This is a genomic window from Mangrovactinospora gilvigrisea, assembly GCF_001879105.1.
GTDB lineage: Bacteria > Actinomycetota > Actinomycetes > Streptomycetales > Streptomycetaceae > Mangrovactinospora > Mangrovactinospora gilvigrisea.
Map to the genome: position 1 here is coordinate 20,353 of NZ_MLCF01000127.1, position 18,517 is coordinate 38,869.

Genomic DNA, 18,517 nt, shown 5'->3' on the forward strand with positions numbered 1-18,517 from the left:
GCCACGGGGACACGGGGAGGCGACCGCGATGAGTCAGCCATGGGGTCTGAGCGGACCGGAGTTCCTCGGCCTGTACGCGCCCGCCTTCGCGGCCGCCGCGATCGCGGCGGGCCTGCTGCGGCCGGTGCTGCGCCGCGGCCGGACGCCCGTGCCGCCGGCGGCGCTGGACCGCGACCCCTACACGGTGGCCGCGGTGCAGGAGGGCGCCGGCCGGGTGGTCGAGGTCGCGGTGGTGGCGATGGTCGACGCCCAGGTGCTGAGCGTCAGCCGGGACCGGAGGATCCGCCGGACCGGGGTGCCGCCGGAGGGGGACGCGGTGCAGCGGGCGGTCTTCTCCGCGGTGCCGGAGGACGGGACGACCACCCTGGCGTCGCTGACGTTCCGGGCGGCGGACACGGAGGCGGTGCGGCGGGTGACCGAGGCGGCGGCCAAGTCCGGCCTGCTGCTGGACGACGGGCAGCGCGCCCGGATCGGCGGCCTGCTGCTGATCCCCGGCGCGGTGCTGCTGGTCGGGGTGGTCCGGCTGCTCATCGGGATGTCCGCGCACCGGCCGGTGACCTTCCTGGTGCTGATGCTGATCGCCTCGGTGGTGGTGATGTTCGCGCTGGGCTCGTCGCGGCCGCGCCGCACCCGACGCGGCGACGAGTTCCTGGCGGCGAGCCGGAGCAGCCATGCGGCGGCGCCGCCGGCCGACCGGGGGTCCGTGACGGGCGGCGGACCGGGCTCGCCGACGGCGGCGCACGCCGCGCTGGGCGTGGCGCTGCTCGGCTCCGCCGCGCTCGCCGACGTCGAACTCCGGCATGCGCTGTGGGGCGCGCCCTCGGTGTCCTCCTCCGGGGGCGGCAGCAGCTGCGGCTCGTCCTCCTCCAGCTGCGGGGGCGGTTCCAGCTGCGGCGGGGGTTCGAGCTGCGGCGGCGGAGGCGGCTGCGGCGGATGACGCCCCGTCAGCCCGCGGCGTCCGGCCCCGCCGCGGGCTCCGGCGCGGGCTGGTGGCAGACCGCCTCGACGTTGTTGCCGTCCGGGTCGCGGACGAACGCGCCGTAGTAGTCCGGGTGGTACTCGGGGTGCAGCGCCGGCGCGTGCAGCGACTCCGCGCCCATGGCGAGCGCCGCCGCGTGGAAGGCGCGGACGGCGGCGCGGTCCGGGGCGGTGAAGGCGAGGTGCGTCTCGCGTCCCTCGTGGCCCGCGTCCGCGTCGCCGACCGGCCCGATCCACAGCGCGTAGTGCCCGCGGCCGAACGCGATCACCTCCCCGAAGTCGAGGACGCGGCCCGCGCCCAGCGGGGCGAGGACCGCGTCGTAGAAGGCCGCGGAGGCGGCGACGTCCGCGCACTGGAGGGCGATGTGGTCGAGGAGCTCGGGCATGCGGCCACCCTGCCAGGCCCGGCCGACAACGACCGGCGTTCATCGGGGGATCGATGCCGTCCGGTGCCGCCGTTGGGCCACTCGGGTGACGGTGCGCAACGCCGGGCGCCCGCGGGCAGTTGGGACGTGCGGGGCTCCCTGCCCCCTTGCCGACGATCCTTGTGCACATGTCCCGGGAGGAACCCATGGAACGCATCCCCGTCGTGCGGTCGCTGGCGGCGCTCGCCGCCACCGGAACCGCGCTGCTCGCCGGTGCCGGAGCGGCCCACGCCGATTCAGGGGCTTCCGGGTCGGCCTCCGGCTCCCCGGGCCTCGGCTCCGGCAACAGCGTGCAGGTGCCGGTGAACGTGCCGGTCAACGCCTGCGGCAACACCGTCAATGTGATCGGCCTGCTCAACCCCACCTTCGGCAACTCGTGCAGCAACGGGACCCCGTCGGCGGCGCCCGCCGCGCCCCGTCCGGCCGCCGCGGCCCCGAAGCCGGCCGCACCGCCCGCGCGGCATGTCGTCGCCCCGCCCCCGCCGCCGGCCGGCCACGCGGGCCGCGATGCCGTTCCCGCCGCCCCGGCGCACCGGTCGCTCGCCACCACCGGCGGCGGCCTCACCCCGCTGGAGGTGCTGCTGCCCACCGGCGCCGCGGCGCTGCTCGGCGGCGCGGTGCTGATGCGCCGCTCCGCCCTCGCCCGCCGCCGCTAGCACCGGGCCACGGAACCGCACCACCGAACCGCGCCACGGAACCGCACCACCGTCAGTGCCGCCCCTGCAGCCGGGCGGCCTCGGCGCGGATGCGGGGCATCGCGTCGTAGAGATTGCGCCCCGGGCAGTACGTCTCGTAGGTGTCCCGGTGGCCGAGGATGGCCGGCAGGTCGACGGTCCGCCCGGACGGGTAGCGGCTGTGGTCGTCCGTCGAGGTGATCCGGGTGGTGCCGCGCGGGTCGACGCCCTCCAGCCCCAGCTTCCACGCCGCGAGCGCGGCGATGGCGCGCCCCATCGCGGCCGGGACCCGGCAGCTCGGCCCGTAGGAGCCGATCGCGGCGACCCCGGCCGTGCCCACGTTGAAGCCGTCGGCGTGCGCGCCGATCACCGCGCGCGTGATGCCGCCCGCGCGCCCCTCGTAGATCGTGCCGAACCGGTCGACCATGAAGTTGTAGCCCAGGTCGCCCCAGCCGCGGCGCCGCACATGGTCGACGTAGAGGGAGCGGATCATCTCCGGGACCTCGTCGGCCCGGTACCCGTTGCCGCTGTTGGTGTGGTGCAGCACCATCGCCGTGACGGCCGGCGCGTAGTGCGCGGAGGGGTCGCGCAGCCGCTCGTCCGCGCCCCACTCCGCGCGGGTGACGACCCGGGGGCGCGGCGCCGCGAACGGGGAGCGCGCGGCCACCGGATGCGCCTGGGCCAGCGCGGCCGAGGCGCGCGGGGGATGCCGCTGCAGCAGCCCGGGGGCGCCGGCGGCGACGGCGGAGAGGGCGCCGGCCGTGCCGACGCCGAGGGCGGCGGTGATTGCGGTGCGTCGCCGCATGCGGTCCTCCGCGGGGTAGGGAGTGGGACCGCGATCCATCTAACGAGGCGTCAGCGGACGCTGCATCAGGTGATCACCCCTTTGGGGATCGGACGGGGCAGCGGGCGGGGCAGCGGCCCCGCTGGGCGAGACGGAGCGGGACGGCGCCGGCGAGGCGTGCGAGGCGTGTGCGGCGTCGGAGTCGTGTGCGGCGTGGTGCGGGTGGTGCGGGTGGTGGCGGACCGGCCCGGCCCAGGGGCAGGGGTGCATCCAACCGGGGCACCAGGCCCGCGCCGGCGGCCCGGCGGGCAGCGCGACGGCCGCGGTCGGGAAGAGGGCCAGCGCCAGCAGCGGGGTGACGGCGCGTCGGGACAGGCGGCCCAGGCGGGGCAGCCGGCGGAGGCGGGACGGGCGAGGGGGGAGGTGCATTGGCTCGGTCTATCGCGCGCCCGCCCGGGCGCGGGGGAGCTTCGCGGGCGGGTGCACCCGAACGTGGGAAGGACCCGTCACCCGCGAGGGGGCGGCGGGCGCCGCGCGTGAGACTGATCACCGTTGCCGCGCGCAGCCCCCCACGGGGAAGATCCGCCTCCCGCGGTGTGGTTCTCTGGTGGTCCCCCCACCTGCAGTTCGGAGAGTTCTCGCATGCCCGTGGCGCTCGTCGCCCTCGCCGTCGTCGCCTTCGCGATCGGCACCACCGAGTTCGCCGCGATGGGCCTGCTGCCGCAGATCGCCGACGGCATGGCGGTGTCGATCCCGCGGGCCGGCTGGCTGATCTCGGCCTATGCGCTCGGCGTCGTCCTCGGCGCGCCGCTGCTGAGCGCGCTGGCCGCGCGCCTGCACCGGGTGCCGCGCAAGCAGATCCTGATGGGCTTCGCCGGGCTCTTCGCGCTCGGCAACCTGCTCTGCGCGGTCGCCCCGAGCTTCTGGTTCCTCGCCGGCGCCCGGGTGATCGCCGGGCTGCCGCACGGCGCGTTCTTCGGCGCCGGGGCGGTGGCCGCCGCCGAGCTGGCGCCGCGTCATCTGCGGGCCCGCGCGGTGTCGGTGATGTTCGCCGGGCTGACCATCGCCAACATCGTGGGCGTCCCGGCGGCCACCCTGCTCGGCCAGCACCTGGGCTGGCGGGCGACGATGCTGGTCGTGGTGGGGATCGCGGTGCTCGGCCTGGTGCTGATCGGCCGGCTGGTGCCGCAGCTGTCCTCGGACGCCCGGCCGGGGCTGCGGCAGGAGCTGGGCGCGTTCCGCAGCGGGCAGCTGTGGCTGGCACTGGCGACCGTGGTCTTCGGCTGCGGCGGGTTCTTCGCCTGCTACTCCTACATCGCGCCGATGATGACGGACGTGGCGCACTTCGCGGACGGCACGGTGACGCTGATCCTGGCGCTCTTCGGGGTCGGCATGACGCTGGGCAACGTGGTCGGCGGCTGGGCGGCGGACCGGGCGCTGCGGCCCAGCATGTGCGCGGCGTTCCTGCTGGTCGCGGTGGTTCTCGTCGCCTTCGCCTGGACGGCGCACGTCAAGTGGGCGGCGGCGGTGACGGTGCTGGTCATCGGGTTCGCCGGCTTCGCGATCGTGCCGACCGCGCAGACCCTGGTGATGGAGAAGGCGCGGCAGGCGCCGACGCTGGCCTCGGCGACCGTCCAGGCGGCCTTCAACCTGGCGAACGCGGGCGGCGCGTACCTGGGCGGGGCCGCGATCGCCGCCGGGTTCGGGCTGACGTCGCCGAACCTGGTGGGGGCCGGGCTGGCGTTCGCCGGGTTCGGCATCGCCTCGGTGGCCTGGAGGCTGGAGCGGCGCGCCCCGCGGGCATCCAGGGTGGTTGCCGGCGGGGGGCCGGTTGCGGAGCAGGACGGGCCGCGGCTGCGTTCCGGCCACCCGTCCTGAACCGCTTCTGAAGTGGCAGGTCAGACGCGGAAGACCTGCTTGGGGAGGGTGTGGGCGAGGTCCGCGGCGGTCTGCGCGGCCTCCTCCTCGCTGAGGCGGTGCTCCGCGACCAGCCCCGACAGGTAGGCGCAGTCGAGCCGGCGGGCCACGTCGTGCCGGGCCGCGATCGAGCAGAACGCGCGGGTGTCGTCGACGAAGCCGGCCGTGTTGTAGAACCCGGCGGTCTCGGTGACCGCGGCCCGCCAGCGCAGGATCGCCTCCGGCGCGTCCAGGAACCACCACGGCGCGCCGACCTTCATCGCCGGGTAGTGCCCGGCCAGCGGCGCGATCTCCCGGCTGAAGGAGGTCTCGTCCACGGTGAAGACGACGAACGTGAAGCCCGGCTCCCGGCCGAAGGCGTTGAGCAGCGGCTGGAGCGCCCGGGTGTACTCGGTGGCCACCGGGATGTCGCAGCCGGTGTCCGGGCCGAACTCCTCGAAGACCGCGCGGTGGTGGTTGCGCCGCACGCCCGGGTGGAGCTGCATCACCAGGCCGTCCTCGACCGACATGCGCGCCGACTCGAAGAGCATGTGGGCGCGGAACGCCTCGCCCTCGGCGGCCGTCACCGGCTCGCCGCGGTAGGCCTTCCCGTAGATCTCCGCGGCGGCGGACGCCTCCAGCGGCGCCGTGCCGGCCGCCTCCACGCCGTGGTCGGTGCAGCTGGCGCCGTGGGCGAGGAAGTGGCGGCGGCGGTCGCGCAGCGCCGCCAGGTAGCCGGCGTAGTCGGCGGTGTCGATGCCGGACGCCTCCGCCAGCAGCCGCAGGTTGGCGGCGATGTCGGGCCGCTCGGGGTCGGTGACGCCGTCCGGGCGGAAGGTGGGGGCGACGCGGCCCTTCCAGCTCGGGTCGTCGGCGAGCGCCCGGTGGTCGGCGAGGTCGTCCCACGGGTTGTCGGTGGTGGCCAGCACCTCGAGGTTGAACCGGTGGTAGAGCGCCCGGGGGCGCAGCTCCGGCTCGGCGAGCGCGGCGGTGATGCGGTCGTAGAGCGCGTCCGCGTTGCCGGCGGACGGCTGCTCCCGCACCCCGAACAGGTCGTGCAGCTCCGACTCCAGCCACAGCCGGGAGGGGGTGCCGCGGAACAGGTGCCAGTGGGCGCAGAGCAGCCGCCAGATCTCCCGCGGGTCCGCGTCGGGGTTGCGGACGCCGAGCCGGTCGAGCGGGACGCCCGCCGAGTACAGCATCCGCGTCACGTAGTGGTCGGGGGTGACCAGCAGCGCGGCGGGGTCGGGGAACGCCTCGTCGCGGGCGAGGATGCCGGCGTCGATATGGCCGTGCGGGGAGACCAGCGGCAGGTCGGCGACGTGCGCCAACAGGCGCCGGGCGACCGCGCGCCGGGACGGCTCGGAGGGCAGCAGCCGGTCCGGGTGCGGGGCGAGCGGAAGGGCGTTCGGCTGGGGCATGGGCGGCATCGTGGCACCGATGACAGAGCGGTGCAAGCGCTCCCAGGAAATACGTCAGAAATTCCCAAGACATCAACGATCAATGTCTCCAGGGGCATTGACGGCTCTGCAACCGCGTGCAAAAGTCCCAGGCAATCCTGCCCAGTTGTCCCCGTCACAGGACCACCGGCCCTGCTCCGAGCCACCCGATTGCGAGGTGCCGTATGGGCGGCCCCCCACGCCCCACCTCCGAACGCCCCCCGAACCGCCGAGCCGTGCTCTCCGCGCTGGCCGCCGCGCCCGCCGCGGCGCTCCTGGCGGGCTGCGGCTCCGACTCCACCTCCGGCGGGGGGCGCACCCTCACCTACAACTACTGGGGCGCCTCCGACCGCGCGCTGCTCGTCGAGAAGGCCGTCCGCCTCTTCGAGAAGCTCCACCCCGGCACCACCGTCAAGACCAGCTTCTCCGACTTCGGCTCCTACTGGCAGAAGATGATGACGGCGGCCGCGGGCGGCAACACGCCCGACGTGCTGGAGATGGACTACGCCTACATCCACGCCCTGGGCGACCACGGCGTCCTCGCCGATCTCAACCCGTACGTCGGCGCGGACAAGCAGATCGACCTGAGCACCCTGCGGCCCCAGCTGAGGGCCTCCGGCATGGTCGGCGCCAAGCGGTACGCCGTCCCCGTCGCGCTCAACAGCCTCGCGGTGATGTACGACGCCAAGCTCTACAAGGAGGCCGGCGCGGTGCCGCCGTCCCTGTCGATGAGCTACGAGCAGTGCATCCACGAGACCGCCAAGATCAGCCGGTACACCCGCGGCAAGCAGGCCGGGATGACCGACCCGGCCGTCAACTACCAGGGCCTGGAGATCTGGCTGCAGCAGCACGGCAAGGCGCTCTTCACCGCCTCCGGGAAGCTCGCCTTCGAGCCCGAGGACCTGCGCACCTACCTGACGCTGATGCAGAAGTGGCGGGAGAGCGGCGGCCTCGGTCCGGCCAGCGTCATCAACGACACGCTGCCCGGCACCCCCGTCGGCGCCAACCGCGCCGCCGCCGTCATCACCTGGGACAACCAGCTGGCCGGCTTCGCCGGGCAGCGCGGCTCGGCGCTCTCGCTGTCGCTGCCGCCCACCGACACCGGCGTCTCCGGGGTCTACCCCAAGGCGTCCATGCTGATGAGCATCTCCGCCAACAGCCCCCGGCGGGCGCTGGCGGCCACGTTCGTCAACTTCATGATCAACGACCCGCGGGTGGGCCGGATCCTCGGCTCCAACCTCGGCATGCCGCCCACCGACGGCCAACTGCCCTACTCCCGCACCTTCAAGGGCACCGACGCCGTGGTCCGCGACTTCGAGGCCTCCATCGCCTCCAAGCAGGTCCGCACCCCCGTCGCGCCGCCGCAGGCCGGCGGTGAGTTCAACACCTACTACGGCCGCGTCTACGAAAAGCTCAGCTACCGCCGGATCGGCATCGACGAGGCCGTCAAGGAGATCTTCCAGCAGGCCGAGGTCATCCTCGGCTGACCCGCCGCCACCCCCAGGAAGGAGGGCAGCAACCCATGGCAGCCACCACCGCCCCACCCGCGTCGCGCACACCGGGCAAGGACGCGCCGCGCCGCCGGCGCCGCGGCAACGCCGCGTACGTCTTCCTCACCCCGTGGATGATCGGAGCCGCCGTGCTCACCGTCATCCCGATGCTCGTCTCCCTCTACCTGTCCTTCACGGACTACAACCTCTTCGACGCGCCGCACTGGCTCGGCCTGCAGAACTACAGGCGCCTGCTCTTCGACGACCCGCAGTTCCGCGAGTCGGTGTGGGTGACGCTCAAGTACGTCGTCGTCTCCACCCCGGTGAAGCTGGTGCTGGCGCTCGCCGTCGCGCTGCTGCTCAACACCCGCCGCCGGGGCCGCAACTTCTACCGCGCCGCCTTCTACATGCCCTCGCTGATCGGCGCGAGCGTCGGCGCCGCCATCGTCTGGCGCATCCTGTTCTCCTCCGGCTCGGTCATCGACCAGCTGACGTCGGCCTTCGGGCTGCACACCGGCGGCTGGGTCGGCAACCCCGACTGGGCGCTGATGGTCGTGGTGGCGCTCTCCGTCTGGCAGTTCGGCGCCCCCATGGTGATCTTCCTCGCCGGGCTGCAGCAGATCCCGCCGGACCTCTACGAGGCCGCCTCGATGGACGGCGCCGGGCCCTGGCGCCGCTTCCGCTCGGTGACCGTGCCGATGCTCTCGCCGGTCATCTTCTTCAACCTGGTGCTGGAGATGATCCACGCCTTCCAGGTCTTCAACTCGGCGTTCATCGTCTCCAACGGCAACGGCGGCCCGGCCGGCTCGACGTTCGTCTACAGCATGTACGTCTACGAGCTGGGCTTCACCGACTACCGGATGGGCTACGCCTCCGCCATGACCTGGATCCTGGTCGTCGTGGTCGGTGTGATCACCGGGGTGCTCTTCAAGACGAGCGGCCGCTGGGTGCACTACTCGGGAGAGGTGAAGTAGCCGATGTCGCTCCCCGTTTCCTCCGGGCGGCCCGGCCGCACCACGCTGTGGCACGTCTGCGCGCTGGCCGTGCTCTGCGTGCTGCTCTACCCGCTGGTCTGGGTGCTCACCTCCGCCGTGAAGCCGGCGGACGAGATCATCTCCAGCCTCGACATGCTCCCCAGCCATCTGGACTGGAGCGGGTTCTCCACCGCCTCCCAGGGCATCGCGGACGTGCCGGCCTGGCGGTTCTTCACCAACTCGCTGATCCTGGCGATCGGCGCGGTGATCGGGAACGTGCTCTCCTGCTCGATCTCCGCCTACGCCTTCGCCCGGCTGCGGTTCCGCGGGCGCGGCCCGATGTTCGCCGTCATGATCGGCACGCTGCTGCTGCCGCAGCACCTGCTGCTCATCCCGCAGTACATCATCTTCCAGAAGGCCCACCTCATCGACACCTATGTGCCGCTGCTGCTGGGCAAGTTCCTCGCGGTCGACGCCTTCTTCGTCTTCCTGATGGTGCAGTTCGTCCGCGGGCTGCCGCGCGACCTGGACGAGGCCGCGCTGATCGACGGCTGCGGGCCGTTCCGGATCTTCGGGCACATCGTGCTGCCGCTGATGCGGCCGGCGCTGATCACCACGTCGATCTTCACCTTCATCTGGTCCTGGAACGACTTCTTCACCCCGCTGATCTACCTGCAGTCGCCGGACAAGTACCCGCTGCCCATCGCGCTGCGGCTGTTCGTCGACGCCACCAGCACCCAGGACTACGGGGCGATGCTCGCCATGTCGGTGATGTCGCTGGCCCCCGTGGTGATCTTCTTCATCGCCTTCCAGCGGCTCCTCGTCGAGGGCGCCTCCACCTCCGGGCTCAAGGGGTGACCGCCGTGACCGCACGCGCCGCCAAGAAGGACACCCCCTACGGCGACCGCTTCAGCCTCTTCGCCGAGTGCCTGTGGCTCGGCGTGCTGACCGCCGTCGCCTGCGTCCCGCTGGTCACCTGGTCCGCCGCGCTCGCCGCCGGCGCGGCGGCGGTGCGCCGCACCCAGCCCGACGGGCCGTCGCCCGGCCTCGCCCGCCGCTACCTGCGCGACCTGCGGGCCGCGCTGCCCGGCGGGCTCGCGGTCGGCGCGGGGTCGCTGCTGCTCCTGGGGTTCCTGCTCTTCGACATCCGGCTGGTGCTGGCGCAGCCCGCGCTGCCCGGACGCCCCGCGGTGCTGGCGCTCGCGCTGCTCGCGGCGGTCCTGGTCCCCGCCGCCGGCCTGCGCGCCGCCGCGCGCTGGGCCTCGGACCGCGACTGGCGGACGGCGGTCCGCGGCGCCCTCGCCGACAGCCGCCGCGACCCCGGCGGGACGGCGATGCTGCTCGGCGCGGTCGTCATCTGCCTCGCCGTCACCTGGCAGCTGCCGGTGATCGCACCGCTGGCGCTCGGCGTGCTGGCGCTGGCCGCGGTGGCGGTCCAGCGGCGGACGGAGCGCATGGGCCGGGCCGTGCGGACGTAGCCTGCCTGGTGCCCGTCCCTCGTCCCCGTCCCCGATCCCGTTCCAGCGAAGGAGCCCTGAGTGACCGTCACCATCGCCGAGGTCGCCGCCGCCGCGGACGTCTCGACCTCCACGGTGTCGCGCTGCTTCGCCCAACCGGACGCCGTGCGCGCCGACACCCGCGAGCGCGTCCTCGAGGCGGCGCGGCGCCTGGGCTACACGCCCAACCGCATCGCCCGCTCGCTCGCGGTGGGCCGCACCCGCACCCTCGGCCTGATCGTGCCGGACATCGGCAACCTCTTCTTCGCCTCCATCGCCAAGGCCGTCCAGGCCCGCGCCCGGGCCAAGGACTACGCCGTCTTCCTCGCCGACACCGACGAGCAGCCCGGCGACGAGGCCGAACTCGCCCTCACCATGGCCAAGCAGGTCGACGGCCTGCTGCTGGTCGCCCCCCGGATGAGCGAGGACGAGCTCACCGAGGTCGTCGCCGCCGCCCCCGCAGTGCTGCTCAACCGCCGGATGGACGGCGTCTCCTCGGTCGCCGCCGCCGGCGCCGAGGGCGTCCGGATGGCCGCCGAGCACGTCCGCGCCCTCGGCCACCGCCACCTCGCCCTCATCCTGGGCGCCCGCAACTCCTGGTCCAGCATGGAGCGCAGCCGCGCCGCCCGGCAGGCCTGCGAGGAACTGGGTCTGCAGCTCACCGAGTTCGGCCCGCTGCCGCCCAAGTTCGGCTCCGGCGTCGGCGCCGCCGACCTGGTGCTCGCCGCCGGCCCGACCGCCGTCGTCGCCCACAACGACATGGTGGCGCTCGGCCTGATCAGCCGGTTCGCCGAGCGCGGCGTCCGGGTCCCCGACGACATGAGCGTCGTCGGCTGCGACGACACCCTGCTGGCCCGCACCGCCACCCCCAGCCTCACCTCCGTCAGCATCCCGCTGGACAGCCTCGGCCGGCAGGCCGTCGACCTCATGGTCCGCACGCTCGACCAGCCCGGCCACCGGCCCGCACCCGCCGAGACCGTCCTGGAGAGCGGCCTGACCGTGCGCAGGTCGACCGGCCCGCTGCGCACCCAAGCCGCACCGCCCACCGCCACCACGACGCAACCCCACCGGAGTTGAACCGCATCGTGACCTCCTCAGCCCAGCACCGCGCCGTCGTCGTCGGCACCGGCCACCGCGCCCGGATGTACACCCAGGCGCTCGCCGCCCGCGCCGGCCACCGCGTGGTCGCCCTCTGCGACCCCAACCCCGCCCGCATCGCCTTCCACAACCAGCTCCTCGCCGACGCCGGCGAGCCTCCGGCGCTCGCCTGGTCGCCGGACGAGTTCGAGGCCGGCCTCGCCGCCGAGCACATCGACGAGGTCGTCGTCACCACCGTCGACGCCGAGCACCACCGCTACATCCTCGCCGCGCTCAAGGCCGGCTGCCGGGTCGTCACCGAGAAGCCCATGACCACGGACGCCGACAAGTGCGCCGAGATCCTCGCGGCCGTCAAGGAGACCGGCGGGGAGCTGCGCGTCGGCTTCAACTACCGCTACAACCCCGCCCACGAGACGGTCTACGAGCTGCTGCGGGCCGGCGCCATCGGCGACATCACCTCGGTGCACTTCGAGTGGATGCTCAACGTCCGGCACGGCGCCGACTACTTCCGCCGCTGGCACCGCGAGAAGGACCGCAGCGGCGGCCTGATGGTGCACAAGTCCGGCCACCACTTCGACCTGGTCAACTGGTGGCTCGGCGCCGCCCCCGAGCAGGTCTTCGGCTTCGGCCGGCTCGCCTTCTACGGCCGCGAGAACGGCGAGCGCCTCGGCCTGCGCCGCGACTACGCCAACGCCTCGGAGGACCCGGACGCCGCCAAGGCCGACCCCTACTCCATCGACCTGGCCGCCGACCCCACCCTCAAGTCCCTCTACCTGGACGCCCAGCACCTGGACGGCTACCACCGGGACCGCAACGTCTTCGGCGACGGCATCACCATCGAGGACGACATGGCGGTGCTGGTCCGCTACGAGACCGGCGCCTCGATGAGCTACCACCTCACCGCCTACTCCCCGTGGGAGGGCTACCGGGTGATGTTCAACGGCACCCAGGGCCGGCTGGAGCTGGAGGTCGAGGAGAACCTCTGGGCGCAGCCCCACGAGGGCGCCGAGACCGGCCCCTCCGGCGCCACCGAGCACGGCGGCGTCCTGATGGACAACCCCGGCGGCAAGCGCATCCTGCTGCGCCGCCTGTGGGAGGCGCCGCGCGAGATCGAGATCCCCGAGGGCCGCGGCTCGCACGGCGGGGGCGACCCCCGGATGCTCAAGGAGCTGTTCGGCCCGATCGGCGACGGCTCGGACGACGGCGCCGCGCCGTCCGCCGGCGGCGGCGCCACCGAGCGGGACGGCGCCCTCGCGCTGGCCATCGGCCTCGCCGCGAACCGGTCCTTCGCCACCGGCCAACCCGTCGCCACGGCGGACCTGTTCACTGTCTGACGTTTCCGACGCCTTGACGCCTTGACGCCCCGTTCCCCGCGCCCCCGCCAGGGGCGCGGGGAACCGCGCCCGGCAACCCGGCCGCCTTCCAGTCCCCAAGGAGCCATGCCCGTGCCCACCCCCCTCCGCGCGGCGATCGTCGGAACCGGCGGCATCGCCAAGTCCCACCTGCGCGCGCTGCGCTCGCACGCCGACCGCGTCGAGCTCGTCGCCGCCGTCGACATCAACGGCGACGCCGCCGAGGCCTTCTGCGCCGCGGCCGGCGGCACCGCCACCCCCTACACCGACCTCGACGCCATGCTCGCCGCCGAGCGCCCCGACCTGGTCAGCATCTGCACCCCGCCCACCCTGCACGCCGACCAGACCGCCACCGCGCTGCGCGCCGGCGCGTGGGTGCTCTGCGAGAAGCCGCCCTGCCCGTCCCTCGCGGAGTACGACGCCATCACCGCCGCCGAGGGCGCCGAGAACACCGACGAGCCCGGCCGGGCCGGCCCGTTCGCCTCGATCGTCTTTCAGCACCGCTTCGGCTCCGGCGCGGTCCACGTCCGCCGGCTGCTCGCCGAGGGCGCGCTGGGCCGTCCGCTGGTCGCGCACTGCCAGACCACCTGGTACCGCGACACCGCCTACTACGCGGTGCCGTGGCGCGGCCGCTGGGCCACCGAGGGCGGCGGCCCGGCGATGGGCCACGGCATCCACCAGAACGACCTGCTGCTGGACCTGCTGGGGCCCTGGGAGACGGTCAACGCGATGGCCGGCCGCCTCGTCCACGACGTGGAGACCGAGGACGTCTCCACCGCGCTGGTGCGCTTCCGCGGCGGCGCGCTGGCCACCGTCGTCAACTCCGTGCTGAGCCCGGACGAGGTGAGCCGCATCCGCATCGACTGCGAGCTGGCCACCGTCGAGCTGGTGCACCTCTACGGCCACTCCAACGCCAACTGGACGATCACCCCCGCGCCCGGCGTCCCCGCCGAACAGGCCGCCGCCTGGCGCAACTTCGGCGCCGACGTCCCCAGCGGGCACGGCCCCCAGCTCGGCGAGCTGCTGGACGCGATGGCCGCGGGCCGCCGCCCCCGGGCGAGCGGCCCGGACGGCCGCACCAGCCTGGAGTTCACCACCGCCCTCTACAAGTCGGCGTTCACCGGCCGCCCGGTCACCTCCGGCTCCATCGGAGCGGACGACCCCTACTACACCGTCCTCCACGGCAACGCCCCGGGCTGGGCCCCGGAGGCCCCGGCGGAGAGCAGGTAATGCGCGCCGGTGGATGCACCGACGCCGGCGGCGGCGTCGCGGGGCGGGGGCGCGCGGTGCGCATCTCCGGTCACGGCGCCGGCCCGGCGCGATGCTGACGCTCGCCCCCTGGGACCCCGCCCGCGCGGACGAGGTGCGGCGCCTCCTCGGGCCGGCGCCCGACCACGGGGTGTCCTTCGGCCGCGGGCTGTGCCGGCCGGACTCCGACGGCTCCGGTCCGCGGCCGTTCGGCCGCGCCCGGCTGCTCCTGGACGGCGACGGTGCCCCGGTGGGCGTCGCCGCCGTGCGGGAGAACCCGGGGCACCCGTCCCGGCTGCGCGCCTATGTGGAGATCCGCCCCGACCACCGCCGCCGCGGCCTCGGCACCGCCGCACTGGCGGCGCTCGGGCGGCTCGCCGCGGCCGAGGACGGCCGCCGACTGCACGTCCGCTGCGTGCGCGGCACCGCGGGCCACCGCTTCACCGAGGCCAGCGGCGGCGTCGAGATCCAGCGTGCCCGCGAGCTGCGGCTGCGTCCCGCGGACCTCGGCCCGCCGCCCGGCGGCTGGAGCGTCTCCCGCCAGCTCGTCGGTCCCGGCACCCACATCCCCGAGGACTGCGTCCGCGCCTACCGCGACTCCTTCGCGGCCGGCCACCGCGACTGGAACCCCGCCCGGGAGCGGACCGTCGAGGACTGCCGTCGCGACTTCTTCACCGACATCCCCGCGGTCTTCCTCGCCGTGCGGCGGCCGGGCGACGGCTCCGTCGCCGGCGTCGCCTTCGTCGACCCGCCGGGCCTGGACGGTGAACTCTTCGGCCCGGACACCGGGTTCAGCGGGTGGCCCACCGACCTGGACGACCCCGACGGTCCGGCGATCGTCGCCGCCCTGCTGGCCGCGGCCGCCCGCGAGGCGCCGGACGGCGAGCTGGTCGCCGAGGTCGACGACGCCTTCCGGGCCACCGCCGCCGTCGTCGACCCCATCGTCCGCGAGGTCCTCCTGGACCTCGTCCACGCGCAGCTGTAGCCCCTGCGGCTGCCCGGGGAACGGCGCGCCGGCCCCCGACCGACCGGCCTGAACCTCCCAGGGTGCCGATCCGCTACGTTGCGGGGGCCCCGTAGGGGCGCGGGGAACTGCGCGCCCGACCACGTCCGACCCGCCGCGTCCGCGTCGGGAGCCGACCCGCTCCGTCGAACGGGCCCCGTAGGGGCGCGGGGAACTGCGCGCCCGACCACATCCGGCCTGCCGCGTCCGCGCCGGCCCCAGCCGAGCACCGCACCGCACCGCACCGAAGCGCCGCGCGCGCCGCGCAGCGTTCAGCTCAGCACCCGCACCGGCTCGCCCGTCAGGAAGGCGGCGATGTCCTCCACCGCCTCGCCGTAGGAGAGCCGCAGGCCCTCGCCGGTGACGTAGCCCAGGTGCGGGGTGAGCACCGTGCGGTCCGGCTCCCAGCCGCGGACCGGGTCGTCGACGGCCAGCGGCTCGTCCTCGTAGACGTCGATGCCGACGCCGCCGAGCCGGCCCTCGCGCACCGCGTCGCCCAGCGCCTCCATGTCCACGATGGGCGCTCGCGAGGTGTTGACGAGGATCGCGGTGGGACGCATCAGCCCCAGCCGGCGCTCCCCGATCAGCCCGCGGGTCCGCTCGCTCAGCCGGGTGTGGATGGTGACCACGTCCGCCATCCGCAGCAGCTCGTCCAGGTCGGCGGCCTTCTGCACGCCCGCCTCCGCCGCCGCGGCCGGCGTCAGGTTCTGGCTCCAGGCCACCACGTTCATGCCGAACGCCTGCCCGATCGCCGCCACTTGCCGGCCCAGCCGCCCCAGCCCGATGACGCCCAGCGTCTTCCCGGAGAGCCCGACGCCCACCGTGTGCTGCCAGCGCCCCTCGCGGACCGCGCGGTCCTCCTCGGGGATGTGCCGCGCCACGCCCAGGATCAGACCCCAGGTCAGCTCCGCGGTCGGGGTCGGCGCCATCGCCGTCCCGCACACCGTGATGCCCAGCTCGCCGGCCGCCGCCACATCGATGGCCGCGTTCTTCATGCCGGTGGTGACCAGCAGCCGCAGCTCCGGCAGCCGGGCCAGCAGCTCCCGGGGGAACGCGGTCCGCTCGCGCATCGCCACCACGATCGGGTAGTCGGCGAGCTCCTTGACGATCTCGTCGGCGGTGCCCAGCGGATGCGGGTAGAACTCGACCTCCACGCCCTCCGGGAGCCTGCCCCAGTCGGCGGCCTCCTCGGCGACCCTCTGGTAGTCGTCCAGCACCGCCACCCGCACCGTCATACCGGTCGCCTCCCGGGAACCCGCGTTCCGAAACCTCGGCGTGATCTTCGAACGGACGCACCGTAACACCGCTCCGGAATCGTCCCCACCCGCCACGCACACCACAACACCTCTAAGGCGGGCCCCAGATGGCAGATACCGGTCGCCGTACGCCAGACTCCCACAGCGCCACCGCACCCGGCAGCAGCCGCCGCAGCTTCCTGCGCTCCGTCGGCGTCACCGGCGGCGCGGGCGCCCTCTTCGCCACCATGGGCGCGCTCGGCCTCGCGCCCACCGCGCGGGCCGCCGCCGCGCCGCGCTTCACCGCCCCCGCCCGCTCGGACTTCACCCTCACCGGGCGCGCCGCCGCCAAGGTCGTCGTCCTCGGCGGCGGCATCGCCGGCCTCACCACCGCCTACGAACTCGGCAAGGCCGGCTACGACTGCACCGTCCTGGAGGCCCGGGACTTCGCCGGCGGGCGCAACACCACCATCCGCGGCGGCTCCCGCATCACCGACCTGGACGGCCACACCCAGACCGCGGCCTTCTCCGACGGCCAGTACATGAACGCCGGGCCCGCGCGCCTCGCCCAGTGGATGGTCACCCTCGACTACTGCCGGGAACTCGGCGTCCCCGTCGAGGTGTTCACCAACACCAACGGCTCCGCCTACATCTACAACGAGGGTGCCGGCATGACGGCCCCGCAGCGCTACCGCACCGCCAAGGCGGACGTCTACGGGTACGTCTCCGAGCTGCTCGCCAAGGCCACCGACCAGGGCGCCCTCGACAAGCAGCTGACGGCCGACGACAAGGAGCGGCTGCTGGCCTTCCTGGAGGACTTCGGCGACCTCGGGGCGAAGGCCGACGGGTATCCCTACACCGGCTCCGCGCGCCGCGGCTACAGCACCGACCCGGGCGCGGCCGGCACCCCCGGCACCGTGCTGGGCGACGTCCCCACCGCCTCCGAGGTGTTCGCCTCGCAGGTGGGCCGCACCTTCACCTTCGAGTTCGAGTACGACCAGGCCATGCTGATGTTCCAGCCCGTCGGCGGGATGGACCGGATACCGGCGGCGTTCGTCCGCGCCATCGGCGCGCACAAGGTGCGCACCGGCTGCGCCGTCACCTCGGTCTCGACCACCGGCTCGGGCGTCACCGTCACCTACACCGCGGGCGGCCGCGAGCGCGCGCTCACCGCCGACTTCGCCGTCGCCGCACTGCCGCCGCACCTGATGGCGCGGATTCCGCACAACCTCGGCCCGGACGTCCAGACGGCGCTGAAGGCCGTCACCCCGTCCAACGCCGGCAAGATCGGGCTGGAGTACCGCAGCCGCTGGTGGGAGAGCGCCGACCGGATCTACGGCGGCATCACCGAGACCGATATGGACCTCGACCACATCTGGTACCCGTCGCACGGCTACCACGACCGACGCGGGCTGCTGATCGGCTACTACAACACCGGCGCCCATGCGAACGCCTATGCGGCGCTGACCCCGGCCGAGCGGCAGGCGCGGGCGCTGGCCCAGGGCATGAAGATCCACGGGGCGAAGTACCGCGACGAGTTCGCGGCCGGCTTCTCCATCGCCTGGTCGCGCACCCCGCACCTGGAGGGCGCCTGGCACTCGATGCAGGGCGGCGGCCCCGACGCGGCGGTCTACGCCCCGCTCAACCGCCCCGCCGGGCGCGTCTACTTCGCCGGCGACTACCTCTCCTACATGGACGCCTGGCAGCACGGCGCGATCTGCTCGGCCCGCAAGGCCGTCACCGCGCTCCACCAGAGGGTGCTGTCGTCCTGAGGAGTGCCGGAGCCGTAGCCTGAGGCGCATGTTGAACGTCGGCCTCACGGGCGGAATCGGCTCCGGCAAGAGCACCGTCTCGCAAGCGCTCGCCGCCCGCGGCGCGATCCTGATCGACTCGGACGTCCTGGCGCGCGAGGTCGTCGCACCCGGGACGGACGGCCTCGCCGCCGTCGTCGCCGAGTTCGGCGCCGCCGTCCTCGCCCCCGACGGCAGCCTGGACCGGCCCGCGCTGGGCGCCGTCGTCTTCGCCGACGAGACGCGGCGCGCCGCCCTCAACGCGATCGTCCACCCCCGGGTGCGGGCCCGGTCCGCCGAGATCGCCGCCGCGGCCGGCCCCGGGGACGTCGTCGTCAACGACATTCCGCTGCTCGTCGAGACCGGCCTCGCCGACCGCTTCGAGGTGGTGGTGGTCGTGGACGCCGCCGACGAGGTGCGGCTGCGCCGCCTCGCCGAGTCCCGCGGGATGTCCGCCGAGGAGGCCCGGGCGCGGATGTCCGCGCAGGCCACCCGCGAGGAGCGGCTCGCCGCCGCCGACGTCGTCCTGGACAACAACGGCACGCCCGAGGAGCTGGAGGCGCAGGTCGACCGGCTCTGGAAGCAGCTGCGCGAGCGCGCCGCCGCCGCGTGACCATGCGCCCGGGGGCATAACC

At 74.3% G+C, this 18,517-nt stretch carries 18 protein-coding genes; 13 read left to right on the plus strand and 5 right to left on the minus strand.

Going from position 1 to position 18,517, the window contains the following annotated elements; genetic code table 11:
* The first annotated feature begins 28 nt into the window (after positions 1–28).
* On the plus strand, positions 29–937 hold the full coding sequence (locus BIV57_RS25395) for a TIGR04222 domain-containing membrane protein (RefSeq protein WP_071658162.1): 909 nt from the start codon (positions 29–31) through the stop codon (positions 935–937).
* A gap of 7 nt (positions 938–944) precedes the next feature.
* Here BIV57_RS25395 and BIV57_RS19585 read toward each other — a convergent pair whose 3' ends face one another.
* Positions 945–1,364, minus strand: coding sequence for a VOC family protein (locus tag BIV57_RS19585; RefSeq protein WP_071658163.1), 420 nt, complete (start codon positions 1,362–1,364; stop codon positions 945–947).
* Positions 1,365–1,549: 185 nt separating this feature from the next.
* Between BIV57_RS19585 and BIV57_RS26585 the strand changes: the two genes are divergently transcribed.
* On the plus strand, positions 1,550–2,059 hold the full coding sequence (locus BIV57_RS26585) for a chaplin (protein ID WP_071658164.1): 510 nt from the start codon (positions 1,550–1,552) through the stop codon (positions 2,057–2,059).
* A gap of 52 nt (positions 2,060–2,111) precedes the next feature.
* Here BIV57_RS26585 and BIV57_RS19595 read toward each other — a convergent pair whose 3' ends face one another.
* Together BIV57_RS19595 and BIV57_RS24680 are read right to left on the minus strand one after the other, a co-directional pair.
* Complete coding sequence (locus BIV57_RS19595) at positions 2,112–2,882, minus strand: N-acetylmuramoyl-L-alanine amidase (RefSeq protein ID WP_071658165.1); 771 nt, start codon at positions 2,880–2,882, stop codon at positions 2,112–2,114.
* 39 nt (positions 2,883–2,921) lie between these two features.
* On the minus strand, positions 2,922–3,290 hold the full coding sequence (locus BIV57_RS24680) for a hypothetical protein (protein ID WP_139275730.1): 369 nt from the start codon (positions 3,288–3,290) through the stop codon (positions 2,922–2,924).
* A 213-nt stretch (positions 3,291–3,503) separates the two neighbouring features.
* On the opposite strand from BIV57_RS24680, the gene BIV57_RS19600 reads away from it, so the two are divergent.
* Positions 3,504–4,739: an MFS transporter gene (locus BIV57_RS19600; protein WP_071658166.1), complete on the plus strand. Its 1,236-nt coding sequence runs from the start codon at positions 3,504–3,506 to the stop codon at positions 4,737–4,739.
* 20 nt (positions 4,740–4,759) lie between these two features.
* Here the strand turns inward: BIV57_RS19600 and uxaC are convergent, their stop codons facing one another.
* On the minus strand, positions 4,760–6,178 hold the full coding sequence (gene uxaC / locus BIV57_RS19605; protein WP_071658167.1) for a glucuronate isomerase: 1,419 nt from the start codon (positions 6,176–6,178) through the stop codon (positions 4,760–4,762).
* A gap of 203 nt (positions 6,179–6,381) precedes the next feature.
* On the opposite strand from uxaC, the gene BIV57_RS19610 reads away from it, so the two are divergent.
* From BIV57_RS19610 to BIV57_RS19645, 8 genes are all read left to right on the plus strand, one after another.
* Complete coding sequence (locus BIV57_RS19610; RefSeq protein WP_079170507.1) at positions 6,382–7,683, plus strand: ABC transporter substrate-binding protein; 1,302 nt, start codon at positions 6,382–6,384, stop codon at positions 7,681–7,683.
* Positions 7,684–7,718: 35 nt separating this feature from the next.
* A complete protein-coding gene (locus tag BIV57_RS19615; RefSeq protein ID WP_071658169.1) occupies positions 7,719–8,660 on the plus strand; it encodes a carbohydrate ABC transporter permease in 942 nt (313 codons plus the stop codon).
* Positions 8,661–8,663: 3 nt separating this feature from the next.
* The gene (locus tag BIV57_RS19620; protein WP_071658170.1) at positions 8,664–9,518 is read left to right on the plus strand and encodes a carbohydrate ABC transporter permease; all 855 of its coding nucleotides are present in this window, start codon (positions 8,664–8,666) and stop codon (positions 9,516–9,518) included.
* A 5-nt stretch (positions 9,519–9,523) separates the two neighbouring features.
* Positions 9,524–10,138, plus strand: a complete 615-nt coding sequence (locus BIV57_RS19625) for a hypothetical protein (RefSeq protein WP_071658199.1) — start codon at positions 9,524–9,526, stop codon at positions 10,136–10,138.
* Between the two features lie 60 nt (positions 10,139–10,198).
* Entirely contained in the window at positions 10,199–11,233 is a 1,035-nt protein-coding gene (locus tag BIV57_RS19630; protein ID WP_071658171.1) for a LacI family DNA-binding transcriptional regulator, read from the plus strand.
* A gap of 8 nt (positions 11,234–11,241) precedes the next feature.
* Positions 11,242–12,588: a Gfo/Idh/MocA family protein gene (locus tag BIV57_RS19635; RefSeq protein WP_071658200.1), complete on the plus strand. Its 1,347-nt coding sequence runs from the start codon at positions 11,242–11,244 to the stop codon at positions 12,586–12,588.
* Between the two features lie 105 nt (positions 12,589–12,693).
* The gene (locus BIV57_RS19640; protein WP_071658172.1) at positions 12,694–13,836 is read left to right on the plus strand and encodes a Gfo/Idh/MocA family protein; all 1,143 of its coding nucleotides are present in this window, start codon (positions 12,694–12,696) and stop codon (positions 13,834–13,836) included.
* 91 nt (positions 13,837–13,927) lie between these two features.
* The gene (locus BIV57_RS19645) at positions 13,928–14,839 is read left to right on the plus strand and encodes a GNAT family N-acetyltransferase (RefSeq protein ID WP_071658173.1); all 912 of its coding nucleotides are present in this window, start codon (positions 13,928–13,930) and stop codon (positions 14,837–14,839) included.
* A 290-nt stretch (positions 14,840–15,129) separates the two neighbouring features.
* Here BIV57_RS19645 and BIV57_RS19650 read toward each other — a convergent pair whose 3' ends face one another.
* Positions 15,130–16,092: a D-2-hydroxyacid dehydrogenase family protein gene (locus BIV57_RS19650; protein WP_071658174.1), complete on the minus strand. Its 963-nt coding sequence runs from the start codon at positions 16,090–16,092 to the stop codon at positions 15,130–15,132.
* 128 nt (positions 16,093–16,220) lie between these two features.
* On the opposite strand from BIV57_RS19650, the gene BIV57_RS19655 reads away from it, so the two are divergent.
* Together BIV57_RS19655 and coaE are read left to right on the plus strand one after the other, a co-directional pair.
* Positions 16,221–17,864 carry a flavin monoamine oxidase family protein gene (locus tag BIV57_RS19655; protein WP_071658175.1) on the plus strand — a complete coding sequence of 548 codons (1,644 nt, stop codon included), beginning with the start codon at positions 16,221–16,223 and terminating at the stop codon, positions 17,862–17,864.
* Positions 17,865–17,892: 28 nt separating this feature from the next.
* On the plus strand, positions 17,893–18,495 hold the full coding sequence (gene coaE, locus BIV57_RS19660) for a dephospho-CoA kinase (RefSeq protein WP_071658176.1): 603 nt from the start codon (positions 17,893–17,895) through the stop codon (positions 18,493–18,495).
* Positions 18,496–18,517: the final 22 nt, after the last annotated feature.

Bases quoted from the DNA above. Each gene is read 5' to 3' on its own strand.
- BIV57_RS19615 (WP_071658169.1), top strand. From the start codon at position 7,719: ATGGCAGCCACCACCGCCCCACCCGCGTCGCGCACACCGGGCAAGGAC.
- BIV57_RS19610 (WP_079170507.1), top strand. From the start codon at position 6,382: ATGGGCGGCCCCCCACGCCCCACCTCCGAACGCCCCCCGAACCGCCGA.
- BIV57_RS19645 (WP_071658173.1), top strand. From the start codon at position 13,928: ATGCTGACGCTCGCCCCCTGGGACCCCGCCCGCGCGGACGAGGTGCGG.
- uxaC (WP_071658167.1), bottom strand. From the start codon at position 6,178: ATGCCCCAGCCGAACGCCCTTCCGCTCGCCCCGCACCCGGACCGGCTG.
- BIV57_RS19655 (WP_071658175.1), top strand. From the start codon at position 16,221: ATGGCAGATACCGGTCGCCGTACGCCAGACTCCCACAGCGCCACCGCA.
- BIV57_RS19600 (WP_071658166.1), top strand. From the start codon at position 3,504: ATGCCCGTGGCGCTCGTCGCCCTCGCCGTCGTCGCCTTCGCGATCGGC.
- BIV57_RS25395 (WP_071658162.1), top strand. From the start codon at position 29: ATGAGTCAGCCATGGGGTCTGAGCGGACCGGAGTTCCTCGGCCTGTAC.
- BIV57_RS19650 (WP_071658174.1), bottom strand. From the start codon at position 16,092: ATGACGGTGCGGGTGGCGGTGCTGGACGACTACCAGAGGGTCGCCGAG.
- BIV57_RS19595 (WP_071658165.1), bottom strand. From the start codon at position 2,882: ATGCGGCGACGCACCGCAATCACCGCCGCCCTCGGCGTCGGCACGGCC.
- coaE (WP_071658176.1), top strand. From the start codon at position 17,893: ATGTTGAACGTCGGCCTCACGGGCGGAATCGGCTCCGGCAAGAGCACC.
- BIV57_RS19620 (WP_071658170.1), top strand. From the start codon at position 8,664: ATGTCGCTCCCCGTTTCCTCCGGGCGGCCCGGCCGCACCACGCTGTGG.
- BIV57_RS19640 (WP_071658172.1), top strand. From the start codon at position 12,694: ATGCCCGTGCCCACCCCCCTCCGCGCGGCGATCGTCGGAACCGGCGGC.
- BIV57_RS24680 (WP_139275730.1), bottom strand. From the start codon at position 3,290: ATGCACCTCCCCCCTCGCCCGTCCCGCCTCCGCCGGCTGCCCCGCCTG.
- BIV57_RS26585 (WP_071658164.1), top strand. From the start codon at position 1,550: ATGGAACGCATCCCCGTCGTGCGGTCGCTGGCGGCGCTCGCCGCCACC.
- BIV57_RS19585 (WP_071658163.1), bottom strand. From the start codon at position 1,364: ATGCCCGAGCTCCTCGACCACATCGCCCTCCAGTGCGCGGACGTCGCC.